General features: G+C 70.3%; 22 protein-coding genes and 1 pseudogene. 14 read left to right on the top strand and 9 right to left on the bottom strand.

The window, feature by feature from the left end:
- Window positions 1-423: 423 nt before the first annotated feature.
- Window positions 424-1,074, top strand: a pseudogene (locus ACZ6S6_RS21135) (class I SAM-dependent methyltransferase); the annotation flags it as partial.
- Window positions 1,075-1,151: 77 nt separating this feature from the next.
- On the opposite strand, the gene ACZ6S6_RS21130 reads toward ACZ6S6_RS21135, so the two are convergent.
- Both ACZ6S6_RS21130 and ACZ6S6_RS21125 read right to left on the bottom strand, forming a co-directional pair.
- Window positions 1,152-1,397 (bottom strand): DUF7848 domain-containing protein, encoded by a 246-nt coding sequence (locus ACZ6S6_RS21130; RefSeq protein WP_469706740.1) that lies wholly within the window; start codon window positions 1,395-1,397, stop codon window positions 1,152-1,154.
- A complete protein-coding gene (locus ACZ6S6_RS21125) occupies window positions 1,394-1,591 on the bottom strand; it encodes a hypothetical protein (protein ID WP_469706567.1) in 198 nt (65 codons plus the stop codon). Before ACZ6S6_RS21125 ends, ACZ6S6_RS21130 begins: the two co-directional genes overlap by 4 nt.
- 169 nt (window positions 1,592-1,760) lie before the next feature.
- Between ACZ6S6_RS21125 and ACZ6S6_RS21120 the strand changes: the two genes are divergently transcribed.
- Together ACZ6S6_RS21120 and ACZ6S6_RS21115 are read left to right on the top strand one after the other, a co-directional pair.
- Complete coding sequence (locus ACZ6S6_RS21120) at window positions 1,761-2,495, top strand: DUF6879 family protein (RefSeq protein ID WP_469706565.1); 735 nt, start codon at window positions 1,761-1,763, stop codon at window positions 2,493-2,495.
- A gap of 17 nt (window positions 2,496-2,512) precedes the next feature.
- Entirely contained in the window at window positions 2,513-3,355 is an 843-nt protein-coding gene (locus ACZ6S6_RS21115) for a helix-turn-helix domain-containing protein (protein ID WP_469706564.1), read from the top strand.
- Window positions 3,356-3,430: 75 nt separating this feature from the next.
- On the opposite strand, the gene ACZ6S6_RS21110 is transcribed toward ACZ6S6_RS21115, so the two are convergent.
- The 4 genes from ACZ6S6_RS21110 to ACZ6S6_RS21095 all read right to left on the bottom strand — a co-directional run bounded on the left by ACZ6S6_RS21110 (window position 3,431) and on the right by ACZ6S6_RS21095 (window position 5,461).
- On the bottom strand, window positions 3,431-3,805 hold the full coding sequence (locus ACZ6S6_RS21110; RefSeq protein ID WP_469706563.1) for a hypothetical protein: 375 nt from the start codon (window positions 3,803-3,805) through the stop codon (window positions 3,431-3,433).
- Between the two features lie 301 nt (window positions 3,806-4,106).
- Window positions 4,107-4,301 carry a DUF397 domain-containing protein gene (locus tag ACZ6S6_RS21105; RefSeq protein ID WP_469706739.1) on the bottom strand — a complete coding sequence of 65 codons (195 nt, stop codon included), beginning with the start codon at window positions 4,299-4,301 and terminating at the stop codon, window positions 4,107-4,109.
- A gap of 100 nt (window positions 4,302-4,401) precedes the next feature.
- Window positions 4,402-4,596 carry a DUF397 domain-containing protein gene (locus ACZ6S6_RS21100; RefSeq protein WP_306088653.1) on the bottom strand — a complete coding sequence of 65 codons (195 nt, stop codon included), beginning with the start codon at window positions 4,594-4,596 and terminating at the stop codon, window positions 4,402-4,404.
- Window positions 4,597-4,609: 13 nt separating this feature from the next.
- Window positions 4,610-5,461, bottom strand: a complete 852-nt coding sequence (locus tag ACZ6S6_RS21095; protein ID WP_362964397.1) for a helix-turn-helix domain-containing protein — start codon at window positions 5,459-5,461, stop codon at window positions 4,610-4,612.
- Between the two features lie 238 nt (window positions 5,462-5,699).
- Here ACZ6S6_RS21095 and ACZ6S6_RS21090 point away from each other — a divergent pair, with 238 nt between their 5' ends.
- Together ACZ6S6_RS21090 and ACZ6S6_RS21085 are read left to right on the top strand one after the other, a co-directional pair.
- Entirely contained in the window at window positions 5,700-6,161 is a 462-nt protein-coding gene (locus ACZ6S6_RS21090) for an ATP-binding protein (RefSeq protein WP_362964396.1), read from the top strand.
- A 221-nt stretch (window positions 6,162-6,382) separates the two neighbouring features.
- On the top strand, window positions 6,383-7,480 hold the full coding sequence (locus tag ACZ6S6_RS21085; RefSeq protein ID WP_469706561.1) for a cell wall protein: 1,098 nt from the start codon (window positions 6,383-6,385) through the stop codon (window positions 7,478-7,480).
- A gap of 14 nt (window positions 7,481-7,494) precedes the next feature.
- Here ACZ6S6_RS21085 and ACZ6S6_RS21080 read toward each other — a convergent pair whose 3' ends face one another.
- Together ACZ6S6_RS21080 and ACZ6S6_RS21075 are read right to left on the bottom strand one after the other, a co-directional pair.
- Complete coding sequence (locus tag ACZ6S6_RS21080; protein ID WP_469706560.1) at window positions 7,495-8,388, bottom strand: phosphatidylinositol-specific phospholipase C; 894 nt, start codon at window positions 8,386-8,388, stop codon at window positions 7,495-7,497.
- Between the two features lie 88 nt (window positions 8,389-8,476).
- Window positions 8,477-9,427, bottom strand: coding sequence for an ArsR/SmtB family transcription factor (locus tag ACZ6S6_RS21075; RefSeq protein ID WP_469706559.1), 951 nt, complete (start codon window positions 9,425-9,427; stop codon window positions 8,477-8,479).
- A gap of 297 nt (window positions 9,428-9,724) precedes the next feature.
- Here ACZ6S6_RS21075 and ACZ6S6_RS21070 point away from each other — a divergent pair, with 297 nt between their 5' ends.
- Both ACZ6S6_RS21070 and ACZ6S6_RS21065 read left to right on the top strand, forming a co-directional pair.
- The gene (locus ACZ6S6_RS21070) at window positions 9,725-10,183 is read left to right on the top strand and encodes a hypothetical protein (RefSeq protein ID WP_362964388.1); all 459 of its coding nucleotides are present in this window, start codon (window positions 9,725-9,727) and stop codon (window positions 10,181-10,183) included.
- 115 nt (window positions 10,184-10,298) lie between these two features.
- On the top strand, window positions 10,299-11,303 hold the full coding sequence (locus ACZ6S6_RS21065; RefSeq protein ID WP_469706557.1) for a hypothetical protein: 1,005 nt from the start codon (window positions 10,299-10,301) through the stop codon (window positions 11,301-11,303).
- Between the two features lie 98 nt (window positions 11,304-11,401).
- Here the strand turns inward: ACZ6S6_RS21065 and ACZ6S6_RS21060 are convergent, their stop codons facing one another.
- Window positions 11,402-13,285, bottom strand: a complete 1,884-nt coding sequence (locus tag ACZ6S6_RS21060; RefSeq protein ID WP_469706555.1) for a bifunctional metallophosphatase/5'-nucleotidase — start codon at window positions 13,283-13,285, stop codon at window positions 11,402-11,404.
- Between the two features lie 210 nt (window positions 13,286-13,495).
- Here ACZ6S6_RS21060 and ACZ6S6_RS21055 point away from each other — a divergent pair, with 210 nt between their 5' ends.
- From ACZ6S6_RS21055 to ACZ6S6_RS21025, 7 genes are all read left to right on the top strand, one after another.
- Window positions 13,496-14,575 (top strand): PDDEXK nuclease domain-containing protein, encoded by a 1,080-nt coding sequence (locus ACZ6S6_RS21055; RefSeq protein ID WP_469706554.1) that lies wholly within the window; start codon window positions 13,496-13,498, stop codon window positions 14,573-14,575.
- 73 nt (window positions 14,576-14,648) lie between these two features.
- Window positions 14,649-15,587, top strand: a complete 939-nt coding sequence (gene mshD / locus ACZ6S6_RS21050; protein ID WP_469706553.1) for a mycothiol synthase — start codon at window positions 14,649-14,651, stop codon at window positions 15,585-15,587.
- Window positions 15,588-15,677: 90 nt separating this feature from the next.
- Window positions 15,678-16,088 (top strand): GntR family transcriptional regulator, encoded by a 411-nt coding sequence (locus ACZ6S6_RS21045; protein ID WP_469706551.1) that lies wholly within the window; start codon window positions 15,678-15,680, stop codon window positions 16,086-16,088.
- On the top strand, window positions 16,085-16,984 hold the full coding sequence (locus ACZ6S6_RS21040; RefSeq protein WP_362964376.1) for an ABC transporter ATP-binding protein: 900 nt from the start codon (window positions 16,085-16,087) through the stop codon (window positions 16,982-16,984). The genes ACZ6S6_RS21045 and ACZ6S6_RS21040 overlap by 4 nt, the downstream gene beginning before the upstream one ends.
- Complete coding sequence (locus tag ACZ6S6_RS21035) at window positions 16,981-17,952, top strand: hypothetical protein (protein WP_469706550.1); 972 nt, start codon at window positions 16,981-16,983, stop codon at window positions 17,950-17,952. Before ACZ6S6_RS21040 ends, ACZ6S6_RS21035 begins: the two co-directional genes overlap by 4 nt.
- Window positions 17,953-18,201: 249 nt before the next feature.
- Window positions 18,202-20,457 carry an RNA degradosome polyphosphate kinase gene (locus ACZ6S6_RS21030; RefSeq protein ID WP_362964372.1) on the top strand — a complete coding sequence of 752 codons (2,256 nt, stop codon included), beginning with the start codon at window positions 18,202-18,204 and terminating at the stop codon, window positions 20,455-20,457.
- Window positions 20,444-21,451, top strand: a complete 1,008-nt coding sequence (locus ACZ6S6_RS21025; protein ID WP_362964370.1) for a CHAD domain-containing protein — start codon at window positions 20,444-20,446, stop codon at window positions 21,449-21,451. Before ACZ6S6_RS21030 ends, ACZ6S6_RS21025 begins: the two co-directional genes overlap by 14 nt.
- The last annotated feature ends 64 nt before the right edge of the window (window positions 21,452-21,515 follow it).

The following is a 21,515-nucleotide window of genomic DNA, read 5'->3' as shown; positions in this document are numbered from 1 at the left end:
CCGGGCGGGGGGGGGGGCGGGGGCGGGGGGCGGGGGGTCTTTTTCGCCCGGCCCCCCCCCGCGCCGGGGGGCCGCCCCCACCCCCCCCCCCCGGGGGGGGGGGGGGCGCCGGCGGGCGCCCCCCCCACCCCTCCCTGCTGTGAGACGAAGAACCTGCCGCACGGAACAGGCAGCAGGGTCTGACCGGAACCACAGAAGGCCGCCCCACGCCGAACAGGCAGGGGCGGCCTTGCCGTACTCGGGGTGCGGCTCGCAGATTTCCATCCTGTGCTCTGGCACCGCGCGCACAGTGACGCTGCGCCAACTGGGCGCGCTCCTCGGCAGTGAGCGGTACCGTGACGCCCGGTCGGCGGTTGATCTCCGCGCCCACATCCACGAGGTGACCTGTCGGCCCGCTCTCGCCAGCAACACCACGGAGCCATGATGACTGACCATCCCTCACACGATCAGTTGGTCACCGACCGCGGTCTTCTCTCCACCAAGGCGTACGGCACGGGTCAGCACTTGGCCGCCCGCCAGTCCCTGTACCAGTGGCAGACCCCGCGCCACGACCTTCCAGGCGTCATCGTGGACGAACTGGCCGGTGTTCGTGGTGCGGTCGCGGACGTGGGATGCGGCAACGGAAAGTTCGTCGCCCGTGTGAGGAAAGACCGTCCCGACCTGGCAGTGCTCCCCATGGACGTCTCTCCCGGCATCCTCGGCGCCATCCCGGGAGCCGTCGTCACAGACGTCCAACAACTGCCCATCGCAGATGATGCACTCGGCGCGGTCCTTGCGCTGCACATGCTTTACCACGTCGCAGATCAGGCCCAGGCCGTACGGGAGCTGGGCCGCGTCCTGGAGCCCGGCGGCATCGCGATCGTCTCCACCAACAGCCGTACCGACAAACGGGAACTGGAATACCTCTGGCGCCAGGCCGCAGGCGATGTGCTGGGCATCCCGGAGGGACCGGCCCGAGTACAGTTGTCTGCCCGCTTCACCTTGGAGGACGCCCCGGCGATCCTCGGCACGGTCTTCGGTGACATCCGCACGATCCCACTGCCCGGGGTAATCGAGGTGACCGGCGCTGAACCACGCGGCCCTTCGCGTCTCTGTCCTCCGGCCACAACCACACACACGCAGAAGAGGGACACGCCGCAGAGCGCAATGGGTCAAGCCGTAGCCGAGCCCCCCGACCGGACAACCATCGCAAACGACGTCCGCAGCCGCCGGTATGACTTGTGGCCGCTCCGCCCGGTATGCCTCATGCACTCGACGTCTACCGACTCCGGGTCGGCAGAAGGTGTCGCCTTCCAGTCGCACCACAGGCATTCGGCCTCAAAGGTCACTTCGGTATCCGGGTGCTCGGCTACGCGATGTAGTACATACCGGTACGCGGCCCGAACAGCCCTGGTCACGCGTGCCGCACGGCACGATGACGGCCGATCTCGACGTTGACGTCGACCACCCTCGACCAGTCACCCAGCCTGGCCGCGTCGACCCGCTCGCCGACCAGCGCGTCGCACACATCGCATCCTTGGTGCGGCTTCGGCGGCTCCGGGGCGTCAAGCAGATGTACCGGTGCCGCCATCGTCGTCTTCGTGTCGTCCATGGAACGTGACGCTAGACAGGACGAGTTGGAGGCACCATCGAATGTTCTCGCACATTGACCCATTGTTCGCGTGTGGTCTCACGCGGCACCGCGAATCAGGTCCGGACGAGGAGGGGCTGCGGCAAAGATGTACGGACAGGCAGGGTCCGGACGGAAAGGACGTGGGGACATGACGCGAAACCTCCGCTTCAACGGCACCGGCTCGGGCGGGGGCGGATGCCCGTCCGTGCATGAGGACTTGAACAGCGGTGAGGTGATCGTGCATGGCCCGCCGCTCACCGATCCTGACGATGTCGCCCAGCTACAGCACCTCAATGCGGGAGAGGTTCCGATCGTGGTGCCCCGGGAGCTACTGGTCGACTTCGCCCCCAAGACCCGCACCCCGCGCATCATCGACCTGGAGGCCTTCGGCGGGCTGTTCGAGACGTTCGAGCACACGGCCTGGCGCCTGGAGACGCGGCGCCGCTTCGCGTCCGACGAAGCCACCGGAACGTACGCCCAGTTCTCTGCCGGCCTCCCCGTCGAGTGGGACCATGGCGACGACTGGTGCCGGAACGTCCGGGCACAGACCGGCCAGGGCAAGCGGTTCGAACGAGTCCGGATCGTCGACAGCCCAGCGACGCCGGGGCAGTTGTACCTACTCGACAACGCGAAACGAAACTGCGCCGCAGGTGAGGACATCCGGAACCTCCGGCGGTCCGACGCCGAGAGACTGAGGCTCCCCGCCGAGGACTTCTGGATCTTCGATTCGCGGCTCGTGGCTCTCCTCAACTTCAACGGGGCCGACGACCTCCTCGATGTCGAGCTGATCACCGAACCGGCTGAGGTGAACCGCTACGCCCAGACCCGAGACGCAGCGTGGCATCACGCGATCCGGTACGACGTCTTCGCGGCGAACCTCTGACAGTTAGCGTGTGACCGGTGAGCACAGACTTTCAAACGGCACGGGACGCTCTCGGCGCACGGCTCCGAGAGCTTCGCATCTCGAGCCCCGAGGGGCGGCTCACCGGTCCGCAGCTGGGCGAACGTCTCGGCTGGCCGCACTCCAAGATCTACAAGCTGGAGAACGGCCGGCAGACCGCGACCGCCGCCGACCTCCAGGCATGGGCGGAAGCCACCGGCCGACCCGATGCCGTGGCCGACCTGCACTCGCGCCTCAAGGGCCTTGAGTCGCACGTCCGGTCGTGGCGACGCCAGCTTGCCACGGGGCATCGCCCCGTCCAGGACGCGATCACCGCCGAGCATGCCCGGACCACCACCCTGTGCATCTGGGAGAACGCCCTCATCCCAGGGATGGTCCAGACTCCCGACTACGCCCGCGCGGTGTTCACCCGGCACGCCCAGCTGATGCGCTCCCCCAGGGACACCGAAGAGGCCGTCCGAGCCCGGGTGCGGCGCCAGGAATCGCTGTACGACTCCGGGAAGCGGCATCGGATCATCATGTGGGAGGGAGCGTTGCGTGCGCTCATATGCCCGCCGGCTGTACTGGCCGCCCAGCTCGACCGGCTGTCCGGTCTCACCGGGCTCGACTCGGTGGAGCTCGGGATCGTCCCGTTCACCGCACCGCTGAAGATCCACCCGGCGAACGGTTTCTGGATCTACGACGACAGGCTGGTCGTCGTCGAGGACTGGCACGCGGAGCTCTGGATAAATGACTCCGACAGCATCGCCGTCTACCAGCGCACTTGGGGCCTGCTATGCGAGTCTGCCGCGTTCGGCGTGGACGCCCAACGGATCATCTCGCAGGTCCAGCGCGACGGCTGAGGCGCACATTCAGGTTCAGTTGCACTCTCGCGTCTCTGAGCACATACCGGAAGCCCCGCGCGTGACTGCGCGAGGTCAAGGGCCGTCCCGCAGTACGGGGAGCCGGGTCCTGCCGTCGATGTGGAGGACGACATGAGGACGAACGGTCCACTCGATCCACGTACCGCGATGACTGAGCGAGAATCCGCAGGGCTCCCCACGGTGCAGGGCGCCGAGAGCACCGATACAGCCTCCGCCGTCGACCCAGCTCAGAGCCCGGTGCCGCGCCAGGGGCGGCAGTTCGGGAGCCAGTGAGCGAACGTCCACCCGGATCTGCCGGATCGCGTCCGCCGGCCTCGGGGTGGACGAGCGGCGGACCTCCGCGATCTCGTCCGCCTCTATCGTCCGGAACGTGACCCGCTCGCACCAGAACGCTTGTGCGGCGGGGGCCGCGGGTTCGGAATCACTCACCACGTCGCCTCCTGCGGCTCATCCAGGGGGCCTCCCTGCTCGCAACCGGCGTGACGAGCGGCGAGCAAGGAGGCCCGTCGGAACCCCTAACCCGCGCAGAGACCAGGGGTGTTGGCCGCCACCGAGTCAGCCCGTGGCGCCACGTCACGAAGCTAGCGCGTGATGCAGATCCGTATCAAGCATTTGACTTCTAACGAGTGAGACGGACAACCCGCCACACGCAGCGGGCAGCCGACAGCAGAACGAGTGGCCCCCACCCTGCGCCGGTGCGGGCCACCCGAGACGGACGAGACGCGGTCAGCTAGGTCAGGTCATCGAACTCGCCTGCCTTCGCGCCACCCAGGAACGCCCGCAGCTTCGCGCGGCTCGTACGGATGACCACGTCGGGGTTGTCGCTCTCACGCATCAGGATTTCGCCGCCGACATCCGCGAGCTCCAGGCAGTTGTTACCTTCTGCACTTGACGACTTGGTGGACTTGCGCCACTGGATATCCATGCTTCTCACGCCTTCACGCTTGTTGTGCGTCCCACCGAGCGGGACGGGTGGCCCCAACCCTGCGCGGTGAGGCCACCCGGAAGAGGCGAAACGCGGTCAGCTACACCAGATCATCGAACTCGCCGGCCTTCGCGCCACTCAGGAACGCCTGGAGCTTCACGCGGGTCGTACGGACGATCACGTCCGGGTTGTCACTTTCCCGCATGAGGATCTCCCCTCCGCTCTCCGCGAGTTCCAGGCAGTTGTCGCCCTCGGCATCGGCGGACTTGGACGACTTTCGCCACTGAATATCCATGCTTCTCACGCCTTCATACTTGCTCTGCGACTTCCTTGATGAAGTCTCTTGAACTCTGCGGATCGAGCGATCGGCCTTCCGTCCGGTCAAGCACCGCACGGAAGGTCAGAAGACGCGCCTCGGCATCCACGAAGCCGGAACCACTCGGCGTGTCCGTCTGCACCGTGTCGAGCTGCGCGACCGGACCGTAGACATAGTGGGTGGAACTCCCGGAGTTCGGGAAGCCGCCCGCCGAGAACGGGATCACTCGCACCGTGACATTGTCCCGCTCCGACTCCTTCAACAGGTGGTCGAGCTGACCGGCCGCGACCTTGCGCCCTCCGTACCGCATCCGCAGGGCCGCTTCATGGATCAGGAAGACACACATGGGCGGGTCCGGGCGGTCCAGAACGTCCCGCCGCCTGAGCCGGTGCGACAGCCTCCGCCGCAAACCGGCCGGGGTCGGCGTGGGCAGCGCTTCCGCGTAGACAGCACGTGCGTAGTCCTCGGTCTGGAGCAACCCGGGCATATGCATGATCTGCACGGACCGGAACCCGGCCGCATGGTGCTCCAGTTCCGCCAGGTCGAGCGCGCTCACCGAGAGTTCACCGCGGTAGTCCTCCCACCACCCCTTTATCCGCTCCTCGGCCATGCCGACCAGCGCGTCGACATAGGCGGCGTCGGAGCAGGCGTAGGCGGCGGCCCACGTGCGCACGCGCGTGCCGCTCACTCCGAACCTCCCCGACTCGGTGTTGCTGATCGTGGTGCGGTCCGTACCCAGCAGGGCAGCGGCTTCGGTCGGCAACAAGCCGGCCCGCTCACGCATCCTGCGCAGCTCCGCACCCAGCCGGCACTGCCGCGCGGTAGGGGGCTTCCTCGGTGGCATCAGCCTCTCCTCTTGTCGAATCCCAGTGTGTCCGCATCCCTCGAAGGGGTCTATTTCTCACTTTGGTTATGAGTAGATCCACAACACTTGATACACATCGCTACGGTAGTACCCGCACCGATCGGCACGCAGGGAAAGCCGAAGTTCGGCCGCACTGAGCTGCGTTGCCCCGTACGGCGTCTACCGCCGTTCAACGAGCGACACACCCGTTCAGACCGCAGCGCGTTGGGAGAACGACATGAGCCACGCCACCACAACTCCTCGGCCCAGCAATCCGCTCGGCGGCGAGACCTACCGGCTCACCCTGCCGAACACCGCCAGCGCGGCCAAGCTCGCGCGTGACTTTGTCACCTCGCTGCTGGGCGTCAGCAGACACCACGACCTGGTCGACGACGCACGGGTCTGCGTCACCGAAGTGGTCACCAACGCCCACCGACACACCCCCACACCCCTGATCCGCGTCCACATCGCTGTCAACCAGCAGCGGGTCACCGTCGCCGTGTCGGATGACGGGCCGGCCGCGCCGCCGCTCCTGCGCGCACTGCGCGCGGGGCCCGAACAGGAGCGTGGGCGGGGGCTCATGATCGTGGAAAGCCTCGCCCTCGCGTGGGGAGCGAACTCCGCAGACGAGCATCACCCCGGCCGCAAGGTCGTCTGGTTCACACTCGGGCGGCCCGTCCCGGACGACGGCCGGGCGTAACGCCCCGGCGCCCACCACAAGCGGGGGCGGCAGGCCATCCGGCCCACCGCCCCGGCCTGCGCCTACCCCGACGGACCGTCATGCGCCCCACCACCGGCGCGGCCTCGCGCCGCGCTCCTTCGCCATGCCCGGTTCCGGCATGGGCCCCCGTTCCCCGCGCCATGCAAGAGGTCGATTCGACGCCTGCTCGGCACGGTCAGCCACGGGCATGGCTGACTGCCGTGACGTGGCTGGTCGGCGCCCGTCTCCACCCGCGCGCAACAGAGACGACGCTGACCGTGGCCCGGGACTTGGCGGCCAGGATGGACTACCGGCTGGGCTTCGTCCTGTACGACCTCGAAGGCACGGCCGCCCGATGCGGAGTGTCAACGGCCACCGTGAAACGTCACGTCCGGGTGCTGCGGGAGCTGGGCGCGCTGGCCTGGCACCGGCACGGCTCGAAGAGGAACCTCCGGATCCCCGGCCGCCCGTACACCGCTACGGCGACGATCTACGCGGCGACGATCCCAACCGCGTACGACGAGGCGATGGGGCACCGGCTCGACGGCGCCGGGTACTGGGCGCGAGTGGCCGGAGTGACGGACAAGGCGCGGGCGCTCGCGGCGAAGTCCGCCGTCCGGACGAAGCGACACTCTGCGGACAACAGACCTTCCCGAACGCCTGGTTGCCCGCAGCCTGCACCCCATTCTCCTGGGCGGCACCACGACGTACCGACTGCTGATCTGGACGGGGGCTTCAACTACACCTCGCGCACGTGCGCGCGACGCGCAAGGGCCACAGCGCGCAACAGGGCGAGAGACAGTGGAACTTCGCCGGTCCGGAGCCCGTGGCAGGTGGCCCGTGACATCCAGATCGCGCGGCGGGTCCGCCCGCTCGTCAGCTGGACCCAGCCGGAGAGGCTTCGCCGTCTGGCCTTCGCTCTGCGCCCGCTGATCGACCGGGGCCTGGAGGCCCATGACATCGCCGCCGAACTTCTCGGGATGGCGGTCGCCTGGCGCCCCGCACGACCGGCCGCGTACATCGCCGCCGCTCTCGCCCAGGACCGGTCCGCCGCACCGGCCCCCACGGCGGACGCCGAACTCACGGTCGACCCCGCCACCCACCCGGAGTGGCAGCAGTGGCTGAACAGCAGGCAGACGGACACCCAGCCGCGCACGGACACCGACCGCCGCCACGCCCGGCTCTACGCGTGGGACCGGTGGTACGAAGTGGCTTCCCACTACGACGACGATCCCGACGACGCCCTGGACCTCTACGGAACCCGGCTGTGCGCCTACGCCGTCAAACGGGCCGCGCGCACCACCGGCTCCCCGTCATGACCCGGAACGGTGCCTCAGGCCCCCGGGTTGTGCCGGATCAGCGACTCCACCAGCCCGGACCGGGTCGCCGGGAAGTCAAGCGGGACGATGCCGAGACCGGTCCAGCCGGCCGCCCCCGAACCGTCGAGGAACGACTGGACCTGCGGGTTGAGCCGGTCCGCGTTCCCGCGGGGCGGCAGGAGGGCGGCGGTCGAGACGTAGTTCATGAAGAGCTTGCCCGGCTGCTCAGCCGCCTTGCGGAACTGGGCCTCGATCTTGGGGTACTTGGCGAACGGCTCCGCCATGTAGTCGTCCTGGATGTCGAACAGCCCCGGATCGGCGTAACGCACGCCCGGCAACCCACCGTTGTCCGCGAGCAGCACCACCTTGCCGCGCGCCTCGCCCAGCGCGGGCAGTGCCGGATCGATGTGGAACAGCGGCCGCCAGCCCCTGACGTCGAGGTAGTCGTCGAAGACCGCCCGGAACGCCGCGTCGCTCTCCTCCGAGTACTCCTGCTTGACCCGCATCAGCACGGTTTCGGTGGGGTGCTCGGCCAGGAAGTCCCAGCAGGCGCCCAGGACATCACCGAACATCAGGTTCTGGTACGAGGCCCCGTGATGGATCGCGAAGGAGCCGCCGGTGATCCGGCACCGTACGTCGAGGAAGCGCAGCCCGCTGTTCAACTGCTCCGCGATCGTGGTGTTCTGGCACTCGGTCCAGGGTCCGCCGTAGCGGGCGCCGGAGTCGTGCGAGCCGGGGATGGTGAGCCGCTGCAACGCGGTGCCGTCCGCGATGCCGCTCATCCAGTCCTGGGTGGTGAGGGCCTGGCGGGCCGAGGCATGTGCGGGGGCCGCGCCCAGGAGGGCGGTGGCGGATACGGCCAGGGCGCCGGCCAGGAAGTTCCGGCGGTTGGCTGTGTACGGGCTCATGCGGGGACGCCTCCGGATGCCGTGGGGGAGCAAGCCCTCGGATTATGTCCGGTACACGTCATTGTCGGAACAGCGCATCGCCACGGACTCAGGCCGACCCCGTGAGCAGGTCCAGCCCCAGTGGGGTGCAGGAGTGCCAGACCGCCTTGCCCTCGCGCTGGGTGACGATGAGCCGGGCGTCCCGGAGCGCCTTCGCGTGTTCGGAGGCCGACGACTTGCTGATGTCCAGTTCCCGGGCGATGTCCGTGGTCGTGAGCTGTTGGGTGAGCAGGCCGAGAGCCGCGGCCCTGGTCCGTCCCAGCAGGGCGCTCAGCGGCTGGTCCGCGCCGTCGCGTGCGCCCAGCAGCGGCAGCGGTGTCAGCGCCGGGTAGATGAAGACGCTCGGGGCGTCGTCGTGCACGGCCATCACGGGCGGGCCGTCCCACACGGCGGACGGCAGCAGTACCAGGCCGTGCCCGGTCAGGTTGACCTCGGCTTCCTTCGCGCAGTCGAGGACCAGGGTCGTCCCCTGCCAGTGGCCACCGGGGACGAGACCGGCCAGCGTCGCGCGCATCCCGTGTTCGGCGAGCTGGCGGGTGCGCCAGGCGCGCTCGGCGTCGAAGCCCGACCGGATGCGATTCCAGGACGGTCCCACGAGGCCCGTGTACGCCGACCTGAGCGACTGCTCCAGCTCCTGCCAGGCCGCCGCGTCCCGGTCCGCCAGCCCGCGAAGCCACGGGGTGACCGGACGGCTCGTCCGGCACACCCGGTCCAGTTCGCCGCGGACGGCGTCCGTGGGGGCCGACAGGACCGTGTCCAGGCCGTCCTCCAGTCCCCGGCTCAACGGGTCCAGGAACATCGGCCCCGTCGCCGTCGGCGGCACCAGCTCCAGCAGCCTGCGCGCCTCGCGCGGAAAGCCCGCCCGGACCGTGCGGTGCCACCGCCCGAAGACCGGTGAGACCTCCCGCTGAGCCATCGCGGCCACGAGGACCAGCTCCATCAGCGGCGCGGGCCCGGTCGCGAGCGTCACCCCCAGCAGGTCCTCGGGCGTGAATCGCACCCTGAACATCCGTCCCCCTCGCTCAGCGCCGGGCCTCCCCCGGCGGCGCCCCACGGTTCGGCCAGAACCGAACAGATCGCCATCCTGCTGCCCGGTCCCGACCATGGGACACGCAGGCCATTCGAGGGTGGCATCGGCCCTCCTCGGGCGGGAAGCACCAATTCGGCCTCGTGCGGACCGCTCGCACCGGGCCGGGGCCGGGCCGACGGGGGTGGGCTCCCGCAGCCGTTCAGGCGGCTGCGGGAGCCGAGTGCCCGGCAGTCCCATCCGCGCACACGAGAATCACAGGAGTCACAGATGAACCTGTTACGAACCGTCTCCCTCAAGCGGACGGCCCTGGCCGCCACCGCCATGGCCGCGGTCGGCGCCGTCACGCTCGGGCTCGCGCCCGCGGCCGGTGCGACCTCGACGAACATCGACACCTGGCCGTCGTTCTGGCAGCCCTGCGGCACCTACCTGTGCCTCTACTACAGCCCCAACCTCACCAACGCGAGCTGGACGCCGACCCGGACCTCCGACAAGGACCTGGCCGGCAACAAGTTCGCCAACCACGGCACCGGTACGGCCGGCGCCGGGCAGGTGGTGCGCAACAACGCCGCTTCGATGGGCAACAACACCACCAACTGCCACGTCGCCGTCTTCTACTCCACCGGCTGGAAAGGCGACGCCAACTGGCTGCACGCCGGGTATGCGGGGAACCTGAACGGCGATCTGCGCAACAACAACGCCTCGATCCGCGTGGACAGCTGCACCTGAGCCCACTGCGCACAGCCGCTCCGCACGTCCCGTTCCGGGCACCGCGAACAGCGCGGGACGGGACGTGCGGAGCCCGCTCGGCGGCCGGAAGAGCCCCCTCATCCAGGAGTTGATCGTGGCAGCACCACGCGTGAACACGGAACGGGCCGCGTCACGGCGCCGTGCGGCATGGCTCGCCGCACTGTCCGCCGCCGCGCTCGCCGCCTCGTTCCTCGTCTCCGGCTGCGGCGGCGGCGGACCGCCGGGCACCTCGGCCACCCGACCGCCCGTCGCCACGCCCACACCGACCACCACGGTGGACCTCCGGCTGCCGCTGAACGCGTACCTGCCGACACCCGAGGAGCAGGCCACCGGCGAGTACCTCATCTACCGTGTGGAACAGCACTGCATGCGCGGCTACGGCTTCCGTCACCTGCCCCACCTGTCGTCGGACTACATCGGCACCACGGTCGCGACCTGGCGCGAGTACGAGTCGCGCCGCTACGGAATAAGCGAGCGCGCCATCGCCGCACGGCGCGGATACCACCTCGGCGAAGCGACCGCCGAAACCCGTGCCCCACAGGCCGCCACCACTCTTTCGGTCCCGGAACGCAAAGTGCTGTCGGGCCAGGAACCCAACGGGCAGAAGCTGACAACACCCGTACGGAACAAGGACGTTCCCGACGGCGGATGTGCCGGGCTGGCCGATCGCACCGTCCACGGGGACCGGACGGCAGAGGTCCAGCGGGGCTACGACCTGGTCGCCCGGCTGCGCGGTGAGGCGTTCGACCGCTCGCGCTCCGACCCCCGCGTCGCGGCGGTGAACCGCAGGTGGTCCTCCTGCATGCGGGGCAAGGGATTCACCTACCGCGACCCCGACGCGGCGATCGAGGATGCGCGCTGGGACCTGCTGAGCACCGGGCCGAGCCGTGCGGAGGTCGCCGTCGCCACGGCCGACATCTCCTGCAAGCTGCGGACCAACGTGCTGGGGGTGAACTTCGCCGTCGAGGCGGGCTACGAGAACGCCGCCATCGACGCACACGCGCGGGAGCTGGCGAAGGCCCGTGACCACAAGGCCTCCGAGGCCGAACGGCTCCCCGGCCTGATGCGCAGGTACGACCGGGCCCCGCAGCCCTCGTGAGGAGCCGGCCCACGCGTTCCGGGGCGGGGGCGGCCCGGAGCACGTACGCGAAGGGGCGGTGGACCTGAAGGCCCACCGCCCCTTCGCGTGCGTACGCCCTACTGAACGACCGTGATCCGGTCAGTCGCCGGCGGCGTCAGCGGCGCGGCGGCCGTGGAGTGCGCGGCCAGGTACTCGTTGAACAGGTCCAGGTCGGAGGCGCCGACCAGCTTGTTGGTGCCCTCACCGAGCGCCGCGAAGCCGTCGCCGCCGCCCGCCAGGAACTCGTTCATCGCGACGCGGTACGTCTTGGCGGGGTCGATCGCCTCGCCGTTCAGCAGAATCGTGTCGGCGACCACCCGGTCCGCGCCCGACTTCGTCATGTCCAGCGTGTACGTGAGGCCCTTCGACACCTGAAGGATCTTCGGGCTGGCCTCGTTCGAGCCGCTGACCTGCTGCTGGAGCGCGGTGACGAGCTGCGCGCCGGTCAGGTCGAGGACGTTCATCATGTTGGTGAACGGCTGCACGGTGAACGACTCGCCGTACGTCACCACGCCGTCGCCCTCACTGCCCGACGCCTTGTACACCAGGTCGGCACGGATGCCGCCCGGGTTCATGAAGGCGACGACCGCCCCGCCCTTGTCCGCCGGCGCGAGGCCCTCCAGCTGCGCGTCCGCGATCAGGTTGCCGAGCGGCTTCTCCGGGGCCGTGGAGCCACGGCCGTTGATGTCGGCCGAGATGTAGCCCTGCGGCCGGTTCGCGATCGGCGCCGCGAGGGTGTTCCAGCGCGCGATGAGGGCCGTCAAGTCGGCGGCCGGTGCCTGGTCCCTGTCGACGACGTGGTTCGCCGAGACCGGGTTCGCCGGCTTGGGCTGCGGGTGGTGCTTCGACCCCTTCTGCGCCTTCGACGTCTTCACCGCCGTGCGCACGATGTCCTTGGTGCGGCGGTCGTAGGTGAGCGTCGTGTCCGTGTACAGCTTGCCGAACGACGAGGCCGAGGTGACCAGGCGCGGGTTGCCCGCCGGGTCCGGGATGGTGCACACGTACGCCTGGTGGGTGTGGCCCGTCACCAGCGCGTCGACCTTCGGCGAGATGCCCTTGGCGATGTCGGTGATCGGCCCGGAGATGCCGTCACCGGCACCCGGGCTGTCGCAGTCGTAGTCGTACGACGACGAGGCGGGCATGCCGCCCTCGTGGATCAGGGCGACGATGGACTTGACGCCCTGCCGGTCCAGCTCCTTGGCGTACTTGTTGACCGTCTCGATCTCGTCGTGGAACTTCAGGCCCTTGACGCCGTTGGCCGTGACGATGTTCGGCGTGCCCTCCAGGGTCACTCCGATGAAGCCGATCTTGACGCCGTTCTTCTTCCACACCGTGTACGGCTTGAGGATCGGCTTGCCGGTCTTCTCGCTCGTCACATTGGCGGCGAGGTACGGGAAGTCGGCACCCTTGAACTTCTTGCCCTTCTCGTAGCACCCCTCGACCGGGTGGCAGCCACCGTTCTGGAGACGGGCCAGCTCCGTGGCGCCCTCGTCGAACTCGTGGTTGCCGACGCTCGTCACGTCGAGGTCGATCTTGTTGAGCGCCTCGATGGTCGGCTCGTCGTGGAAGAGCCCCGACAGCAGCGGGCTCGCGCCGACCATGTCGCCGCCGGCCGCGGTGATCGAGTACGGGTGGCCCTTGCGCGCGGTGCGCAGCGAGGAGGCGAGGTACTCCACGCCCCCGGCCGGAACGGCCTTGGTCGTGCCGTCGGCCTGCGTCTCGTCGACCGTACCGGCCGAGCCGGCCGGCGGCTCCAGGTTGCCGTGCAGGTCGTTGAAGGACAGCAGTTGTACATCGACGGTGCCGGCCGGCTTGTGGTGCCCGTGGTCCTTGCCGTGTCCGTGGCCGCGCTCCTGCGCCCCGGCCGGCATGGCCGCGACGAGCGCTCCGACGGTGGCAAGACCGGCTGCGGCGGCGAGCACCCGCCGGGACGCGCGGTTCTTCTGCGGTTTCACTGACATCGGTCCCCTTGTGGGTTCAGCGGGAGGTTTGAGGGTGGTGACGAGTCTGGAGACTGCGTGCCGCAGCCTAGAGTCAACGCGCGTAGCGCGACAGGTGTCCGGGGTTACGAACTGGTTGCCGCCTGAGCGGAACCGGGCCGTTCACCCTTATGGCGTACATATGCGAGCAGAAACGTCACCGCTCGCATCAAGGCCGCAAATCTGTACGCCATGGACAGCAACACCACACCACAGGCCGTCGTCCCTGCTCAGCAGGGATCAGGAGGGTCAGAACTGCCGCCGGGCTTCCACGAGATGATCGACGACCAGAAAGCGATCGTGCGGGGCGCACATGTGCGCGCACAGCTCAAGGTCAACACCGAAATGCTCCAGATGTACTGGGCGATCGGACGGACGATCCTGGAGCGGCAGCGCGGAGAGAAGTGGGGCACGAAGGTCGTCGACCGGATCGCCACCGAGCTGCGGACGGAGTTCCCGAACCAGCGGGGGTTCAGCACCCGCAACCTTCAGTACATGCAGCAGCTGGCCCGGACCTGGGGCGAGCGGTTCGCGCAGCAAGCTGCTGCGCAATTGCCGTGGGGGCACCTCCAGCTCCTCATGGACAAGTGCAAGACCACCTTCGAGCGGGACTTCTACGCCCAGCACGCCGTTCATCACGGCTGGTCCCGCGACCACCTGGGCTCGATGATCCACACCAAGTTGCACCTCGCCGAGGGCGCCGCGGCCAACAACTTCGACGTCACGCTCCCCACCGGTTCCGACGCGGTGAAGCAGATCTTCAAGGACCCGTACCGCCTCGACTTCACCGAGCTGGAGGGCCGGCCCGCCGAGCGGGACCTGGAGGACGCCCTCGTCGCCAACCTGGTCCGCTTCCTGACCGAACTGGGCGTCGGCTTCGCCTTCGTCGGACGCCAGTACCCCATCGTGGTCGGCGACAGCGAATACCGCATCGACCTGCTCTTCTACCACTGCAAGCTGCACTGCTACGTCGTGCTGGAGCTCAAGACCCGCAAGGCCAGTCCCGGGCACTTCGGACAGCTCGGCTTCTACGTCTCGGTCGTCGACGACCTGGTCCGTGACAAGGAGCACGACGGGCCCACCCTCGGCATCCTCATCGCCGAGAGCCGCGACCGGGCGATGGTCGAGTACGCGCTGCGGGGACACAACCAGCCCCTTGCCGTCAGTACGTACGCCGCGCTGCCCGACGGAGTCCGCGCCCTGCTCCCGAGCGCCGAGGATCTCTCCCGCATCGCGGACAACGTGCTGCACACCCCGCCGGACGCCGGGTGAGCCGGGCTTCCGGGCGGTCCGGGGTCCGGCGCCACCCTCCGTTCCGCGCCTCCGCCCCCGTACGCTCGTAGGCATGACGACTGACGTACCCCTCCCCGCCCCCGGACGCGAGATCCAAACGCTCGACGCCCTCTCCCCCGAGCAGGCGGAAGCCGTCTCCGGGCTCCTCGCCGAGGCGGCCGTCTCCGACGGCAGGCAGGCCGTGTCCGAGCAGGGACGGTTGCAGTTGCGGGGCGGGCACCGGGAAGGCGTGCGGCATTTCCTGCTGACCGCCGGGGGCGTGCTGGTCGGGTACGCGCAGCTGGAGGACACCGACCCCGTGGAGGCGCCGGCCGCCGAGCTCGTCGTGCATCCCTCGCACCGCGGGCACGGGCACGGGCGGGCGCTCGGGGCGGCGCTGCTGGCCGCCACCGGGAAGCGGCTGCGGGTGTGGGCGCACGGCGGCAGGTCCGCGGCGCGCCATCTCGCGCAGGTGCTCGGCCTCTCGCTCTTCCGCGAACTGCGCCAGCTGCGGCGGCCGTTGAGCCCGCTGAACATCGCGGAGCCGGTGCTGCCGCCGGGCGTCACGGTGCGTGCGTTCGTCCCCGGCCAGGACGACGCCGCCTGGCTGGCCGTGAACCGCGCCGCCTTCGCCCACCACCCCGAGCAGGGCTCGCTGACCCAGCGCGACCTCGACGACCGCAAGGCCGAGCCCTGGTTCGACCCCAAGGGCTTCTTCCTCGCCGAGCGCTCCGCCGATGACGGCAGCACCGAGCTGATCGGCTTCCACTGGACGAAGGTGCACGCCGAGGAGCGGCTCGGCGAGGTGTACGTGGTCGGCATCCGGCCCGACGCGCAGGGCGGCGGCCTGGGCAAGGCGCTCACCGCGATCGGGCTGCGCCACCTCGCCGCCGAGGGCCTGCCGACCGCGATGCTCTACGTCGACGCGGACAACACCGCGGCCGTGGCGGTCTACGAGCGGATGGGCTTCACCACCCACGAGGTGGACCTGATGTACCGCACGGAGTCCTGAGCGGCCCCAACCCACCCGGGGGCGGCGTCGGTTGACGCCGCCCCTCTTTTGCGCCACCCTTTCACTACTCAATTAGTGAAAGGGGTGAATATGGCAGGGACCGCAGCGGTCGAGTTCCGCATCGACCGGCGCAGCGGCGTCGCCACGTACCTCCAGATCGTCCAGCAGACCAAACAGGCCCTGCGGCTGAATCTGCTGGAGCCCGGCGACCGGCTGCCCACCGCACGCGAGGTCGTGGAGGCCACCGCCATCAACCCGAACACCGTGCTCAAGGCCTACCGGGAGCTGGAGCGCGAAGGACTCGTAGAGGCCCGGCGCGGCCTCGGCACCTTCGTCACCCGGACCCTCGGCGGCGCGGCGGCGGCCGACGACGCCCCGCTGCGCGCCGAACTCGCCGACTGGGCCGCCCGCGCCCGCACCGCCGGCCTGGACAAGGACGACGTGAGCGCGCTCTTCACCGCTGTACTGACCAAGACGTACGAGGGGGACCAGGCCGGATGACAGGCGCTGCGATCGAGGCCGAGGGCCTCGGCATGAGGTACCGGGGCAGGGGCGGGGGCTGGGCGCTGCGCGACTGCTCGTTCCGGCTGCCCGCCGGGCGCGTGTGCGCCCTCGTCGGACCCAACGGTGCGGGGAAGTCCACCCTCCTGAGCCTGGCCGCGGGATTCCTGCGGCCGGCCGAGGGAACGGTACGGGTGCTGGGCTCCGCGCCGGGCGACGCCCGCCGCCGCATGGCCTTCGTCGCCCAGGACAAGCCGCTGTACCCCCAGTTGACGGTCACCGAGACCCTCTGGGCGGGCGCCGAACTGAACCCCGACACCTGGGACCAGGACGCCGCCGAGCGCATCATCGAGCCCCTCCCCCGGGACGCCAAAGTCCGCGCCTTGTCCGGCGGCCAGCGCACCCGGCTCGCCCTCGCCCTCGCCCTCGGCAAGCAGCCCGAACTCCTGCTGCTGGACGAGCCGATGGCCGACCTCGACCCGCTCGGCCGGCACCAGCTGATGGGCGCCCTGATGGCCGAGGCCGCCGAGCGCTCCACCACCATCGTGATGTCCTCGCACATCCTCGCCGAGCTGCAGGACGCCTGCGACTACCTCCTCCTCGTCGACGACGGCCGCATCCGCCTCGGCGGCGAGACCGACGACCTGCTCACCGCGCACACCCTGCTCACCGGCCCGGTACGGGACCTCGCCCCGCACACCGTCGTCGAGTCCCGCACCACGGGACGGCTGCTGACCGCACTCGTCCGTAAGGAGGGCCCGGTGGACACCGACTGGGAGACCGCCGAACCGTCCCTGGAGGAGCTGCTCCTCGCCCACCTCCGCTCCCCCAACGCACCCGCGCTGCTCACGCCGAGCGCGGCCGCCCGGACCCGTGAGGCGGTGAACGCGGCATGAGCGCCCTCGCCCTGCGCGGCCCCGCCCGCGTCGTCGTACTCCAGCACCGCCGCGTCCTGTGGACCGTGGGGGCCCTCGCGCTCGTCGGGATCGCCCTGGTGGGCGTGGCCTGGTGGGTGACGTCCGCCGCCGCCACCACCTTCGCCGGCACCGGCTGCTCGGTACGGCACACCGTCCACGGCTGCGGCATCGCCGTCCGCCATTTCCTCAGCGTCGAGCTGTACTTCAGCCGCCTGCTCGCGTACGCGGGCGTCGCGATGATGATCCTGCCCGCGGTCATCGGCCTGTTCGTCGCCGGGCCCATGATCGGCCGGGAGCTGGAGGACGGCACCTACCGGCTCTCCTGGAGCCAGTCCGTCACCCCGACCCGCTGGCTGGCCGCGAAGCTCGCCGTGCCCGCCGTCCTCACCGTGGCCGGCGTCTCCGTCCTGTCGGCCGTGTACGCCTGGGCCTGGTCCCGGGGGCGCGGCACGAACTACCCGGCCCAGTGGTTCGAGCGGGAGGTGTACGGGGCGATGGGCCCCGCCCCCGTGGGCTATGCCCTGCTCTGCCTCGCGCTCGGCGCACTCGCCGCGGTACTGATCCGGCGCACGCTGCCCGCGATGGCCGTCACCGCGGTCGCCTACGCCGCGGTGGTCGTGGTCATGAACGCCGTACGCAGCGGACTGTGGCCGATGCGGACCGACACCCCGGCGCTCGGGGCCGGGCTCCGCTACCCGTCGGCGGCCTCCGACGTCGCCGTCGGCTGGATGACCGCCGACGGCACCCGGCTGGGCGACACCACCTGCATCGACGCCACCGATGTCGACGCGTGCATGACCCGCCACGGCGCCACCTCGTGGTACATCGACTACCACCCGGCCTCGCACTTCTGGCCGCTCCAGCTCGTCGAGACCGGCATCCTGCTCGTCCTCGCGGCGGCCGCTGCCGCCGTCGCCTTCCGGGTCCTGCGCCGCAGCCACGGCTGAGCGGCCACCGGAAGCCGTGTCCGGGCGCGGGCCGTTCCCGCCCCCGGACACGGCCACACCGCTTCCTGCATGTCATGTCACCGTTACCGGCCATTCAGACGGCCTTGCGACCCTCTCCCAATGCAGCCAGCTGTGCCGTCCCCCCGCAACGGGAGAATTCCCGGCAGAGAACGCGCCGGGCGTGCGATCTCCGCGATCCCGCCCCCCTCCGACGCGCCCCCGGAGCGCTCCGCGCGGAAGAATGGGTCCATGAGCCAGCAGCCCAGCTCCGAGGTCCCGGTCCAGCCCGCCGCTCAGCCTTCCGTCGGCTCCCTCGCCGCACACCGGCCGCACGCCGTCGCCGCCCCCTCCTCCGGCAGTGCCGCCCTGTCCACCGCCGCCGATCTGGACCCCGACATCGACGCCGACGCCGACGCGTACGAACCCGATGCCGACGGGGACGAGCTGCCGCAGGGCCGGTTCCTGGACCGGGAACGCAGTTGGCTCGCGTTCAACGAACGCGTTCTGGAACTGGCCGAGGACCCCTCGACCCCCCTCCTCGAACGGGCTAATTTCCTCGCCATCTTCGCCTCGAACCTGGACGAGTTCTTCATGGTCCGGGTGGCGGGCCTGAAACGCCGGATCGCGACCGGTGTCGCCACCCGTTCCGCCTCCGGACTCCAGCCCCGCGAGGTCCTCGACCTGATCTGGACCCGCTCGCGCGAACTCATGGCCCGGCACGCCGCCTGCTACCAGCAGGACGTCGCCCCCGCCCTGTCCGACGAGGGCATCCAGCTGATCCGCTGGCCCGAGCTGACCGAGAAGGAACAGGCCCGCCTGTTCACCTTCTTCCGCCAGCGCGTCTTCCCCGTACTGACCCCCCTCGCCGTCGACCCGGCGCACCCCTTCCCGTACATCTCCGGCCTCTCGCTCAACCTCGCCGTCGTCGTACGCAACCCGGTCAGCGGCCACCGCCACTTCGCCCGGGTCAAGGTCCCGCCGCTGCTGACCCGCTTCCTGGAGGCCTCCCCGCAGCGCTACGTCCCCATCGAGGACGTCATCGCCGCCCACCTGGAGGAGCTCTTCCCCGGCATGGAGGTCCTCGCGCACCACATGTTCCGGGTCACCAGGAACGAGGACCTGGAGGTCGAGGAGGACGACGCCGAGAACCTCCTCCAGGCCCTGGAGAAGGAGCTCATGCGGCGCCGCTTCGGCCCGCCGGTCCGCCTGGAGGTCGAGGAGTCCATCGACCCATACGTGCTGGACCTGCTGGTCCGCGAGCTGAAGGTGTCCGACGCCGAGGTCTACCCGCTGCCCGGACCGCTCGATCTCACCGGGCTGTTCGGCATAGCGTCGCTGGACCGGCCGGAGCTGAAGTTCCCCAAGTTCATCGCCGGCACCCACCGCGACCTCGCCGAGGTCGAGTCCGCCTCCGCGCCCGACATCTTCGCCGCCCTGCGCGAACGCGACGTGCTGCTGCACCACCCGTACGACTCCTTCTCCACCTCCGTCCAGGCCTTCCTGGAACAGGCGGCGGGCGACCCGGACGTCCTCGCCATCAAGCAGACCCTGTACCGGACCTCGGGCGACTCGCCGATAGTGGACGCCCTCATCGACGCCGCCGAGTCCGGCAAGCAGGTCCTCGTACTCGTCGAGATCAAGGCCCGCTTCGACGAGCAGGCCAACATCAAGTGGGCGCGCAAGCTGGAGGAGGCGGGCTGCCATGTCGTCTACGGGCTCGTCGGCCTCAAGACGCACTGCAAGCTCTCGCTCGTCGTCCGCCAGGAGAGCGACACCCTGCGCCGCTACTCGCACGTCGGCACGGGCAACTACCACCCCAAGACCGCCCGGCTCTACGAGGACCTCGGCCTGCTCACCGCCGACCCGCAGGTCGGCGCGGACCTCTCCGACCTCTTCAACCGGCTCTCCGGCTACTCGCGCCGCGAGACCTACCGCCGCCTGCTGGTCGCCCCGAAGTCACTGCGGGACGGGCTGATCGCCCGCATCAACAAGGAGATCGCCCACCAGCGGGCCGGCCGCACCGCCTACGTACGCGTCAAGGTCAACTCGATGGTCGACGAAGCGATCATCGACGCCTGCTACCGGGCCGCGCAGGCGGGCGTTCCGGTCGACATCTGGGTGCGCGGCATCTGCGCGATCCGCCCCGGCGTCACCGGGCTCTCCGAGAACGTCCGGGTCCGCTCGATACTCGGCCGCTTCCTCGAACACTCCCGGGTCTTCTCGTTCGGCAACGGCGGCGAGCCCGAAGTCTGGTTCGGCAGCGCCGACATGATGCACCGCAACCTCGACCGCCGGATCGAGGCCCTGGTCAGGGTCACCGACCCCGCCCACCGGGCCGCGCTCAGCCGCCTCCTGGAGACGGGCATGGCCGACACCACCTCCTCCTGGCACCTGGGCCCCGACGGAAACTGGACCCGGCACGCCACCGACGCGGAGGGCCGGCCGCTGCGGCACGTACAGGAAATGCTCATTGACGCCCGGAGGCGCCGACGTGCGACGCCCTGACCACCAGACCCGGACGGACGTGACCGCGGCGGCGGTGCTCGCCCCGTATCTCCGGGCGCAGGCAGCGGACTTCCTGCGGAGTCTGCGCCTGCATCGCGAGAACAGCACCCCCACGGACGCCGGTCCGCAGGCCGCCGAACAGGCCGCCGGAGCGCTCCGGCGCTCGTCCCGCCGGATCAGCGGCACCCTGCACACCTTCCGGACCGCGCTCGACCCGCTCTGGGCCGAGCAACTGCGCACCGAACTGGCCTGGCTGTCCGGCACGCTCGCCCGCGAGCACGCCTACGCGGACCGGCTGAACCGGCTCCTCGACGCCCTGCACGGGCTCCCGGGAACACCGCTGCCCGCGGCCCGCGCCTCTTCCGGTGACAGCAGCACCTCTTCCGATGACAGCCGCACCAAGGAGCACGCCGGCCTCGGCGTCGGCGCGGCACGCGCCGGAGCACTGCTGGAACGCCGGCTGACCCTCGCCCGGACCCGCGCCCACTCCGCGGCGCTCCAGGCGCTCGGCTCCTCCCGCTTCCACGCGGTGGCCGACGCGGTCGCGCTGCTCGCCTCCGAGGTCCCGCTCGCCCCCGCGGCCGCCGCACCCGCCGCCGAACTCCTGGGCGAGCCCGCGGACCACGCCGAACAGCGGCTGCTCGGCGCGGTGGCGGCCCTCGCGCCGGACGAGGTGGCCGAGCCGTACAACGAGTCGCGGGACGCGCCCTGGCACCAGGCCCGGCTGCTGCTGCGGCTGCACCGGTACGCCCACGAGGTGGTGCGCGGCGCCCCCGACCCGGTCCTGGCCGGCCCGGGTCACGCGCTCGACCTGCACCGGGACGCGGCGGAGGCCGCCGCCGCCGCGTCGTCCGCGGCCCGCACACCGCGGATCGCCCCGGCGACCGCGTACGCCCTGGGGGTGCTCCACGCCGACCAGCGCCACGAGGTGGGGGCGGCACGCGCGGTGTTCCGGGAGACCTGGCCGTACGCGGCGGCCGTGACCGCGCGATGAGCACCACGGTGCGGGCGGCGGGGTGCGTGCTCTGGCAGGTCAGACAAGTTAGTCGAGGTGACGA

This window comes from Streptomyces sp. NPDC048671 (assembly GCF_055587045.1).
Note: the sequence above shows the minus strand (reverse complement) of the source record. Positions and strands in the feature narration are given on the sequence as shown.

What these genes read in the sequence shown, in the direction of transcription:
- ACZ6S6_RS21125 (WP_469706567.1), bottom strand. Translation starts at nt 1,591, where the DNA reads ATGGACGACACGAAGACGACGATGGCGGCACCGGTACATCTGCTTGAC.
- ACZ6S6_RS21120 (WP_469706565.1), top strand. Translation starts at nt 1,761, where the DNA reads ATGACGCGAAACCTCCGCTTCAACGGCACCGGCTCGGGCGGGGGCGGA.
- ACZ6S6_RS21105 (WP_469706739.1), bottom strand. Translation starts at nt 4,301, where the DNA reads ATGGATATCCAGTGGCGCAAGTCCACCAAGTCGTCAAGTGCAGAAGGT.
- ACZ6S6_RS21100 (WP_306088653.1), bottom strand. Translation starts at nt 4,596, where the DNA reads ATGGATATTCAGTGGCGAAAGTCGTCCAAGTCCGCCGATGCCGAGGGC.
- ACZ6S6_RS21095 (WP_362964397.1), bottom strand. Translation starts at nt 5,461, where the DNA reads ATGCCACCGAGGAAGCCCCCTACCGCGCGGCAGTGCCGGCTGGGTGCG.
- ACZ6S6_RS21090 (WP_362964396.1), top strand. Translation starts at nt 5,700, where the DNA reads ATGAGCCACGCCACCACAACTCCTCGGCCCAGCAATCCGCTCGGCGGC.
- ACZ6S6_RS21080 (WP_469706560.1), bottom strand. Translation starts at nt 8,388, where the DNA reads ATGAGCCCGTACACAGCCAACCGCCGGAACTTCCTGGCCGGCGCCCTG.
- ACZ6S6_RS21070 (WP_362964388.1), top strand. Translation starts at nt 9,725, where the DNA reads ATGAACCTGTTACGAACCGTCTCCCTCAAGCGGACGGCCCTGGCCGCC.
- ACZ6S6_RS21060 (WP_469706555.1), bottom strand. Translation starts at nt 13,285, where the DNA reads ATGTCAGTGAAACCGCAGAAGAACCGCGCGTCCCGGCGGGTGCTCGCC.
- ACZ6S6_RS21055 (WP_469706554.1), top strand. Translation starts at nt 13,496, where the DNA reads ATGGACAGCAACACCACACCACAGGCCGTCGTCCCTGCTCAGCAGGGA.
- mshD (WP_469706553.1), top strand. Translation starts at nt 14,649, where the DNA reads ATGACGACTGACGTACCCCTCCCCGCCCCCGGACGCGAGATCCAAACG.
- ACZ6S6_RS21045 (WP_469706551.1), top strand. Translation starts at nt 15,678, where the DNA reads ATGGCAGGGACCGCAGCGGTCGAGTTCCGCATCGACCGGCGCAGCGGC.
- ACZ6S6_RS21040 (WP_362964376.1), top strand. Translation starts at nt 16,085, where the DNA reads ATGACAGGCGCTGCGATCGAGGCCGAGGGCCTCGGCATGAGGTACCGG.
- ACZ6S6_RS21035 (WP_469706550.1), top strand. Translation starts at nt 16,981, where the DNA reads ATGAGCGCCCTCGCCCTGCGCGGCCCCGCCCGCGTCGTCGTACTCCAG.
- ACZ6S6_RS21030 (WP_362964372.1), top strand. Translation starts at nt 18,202, where the DNA reads ATGAGCCAGCAGCCCAGCTCCGAGGTCCCGGTCCAGCCCGCCGCTCAG.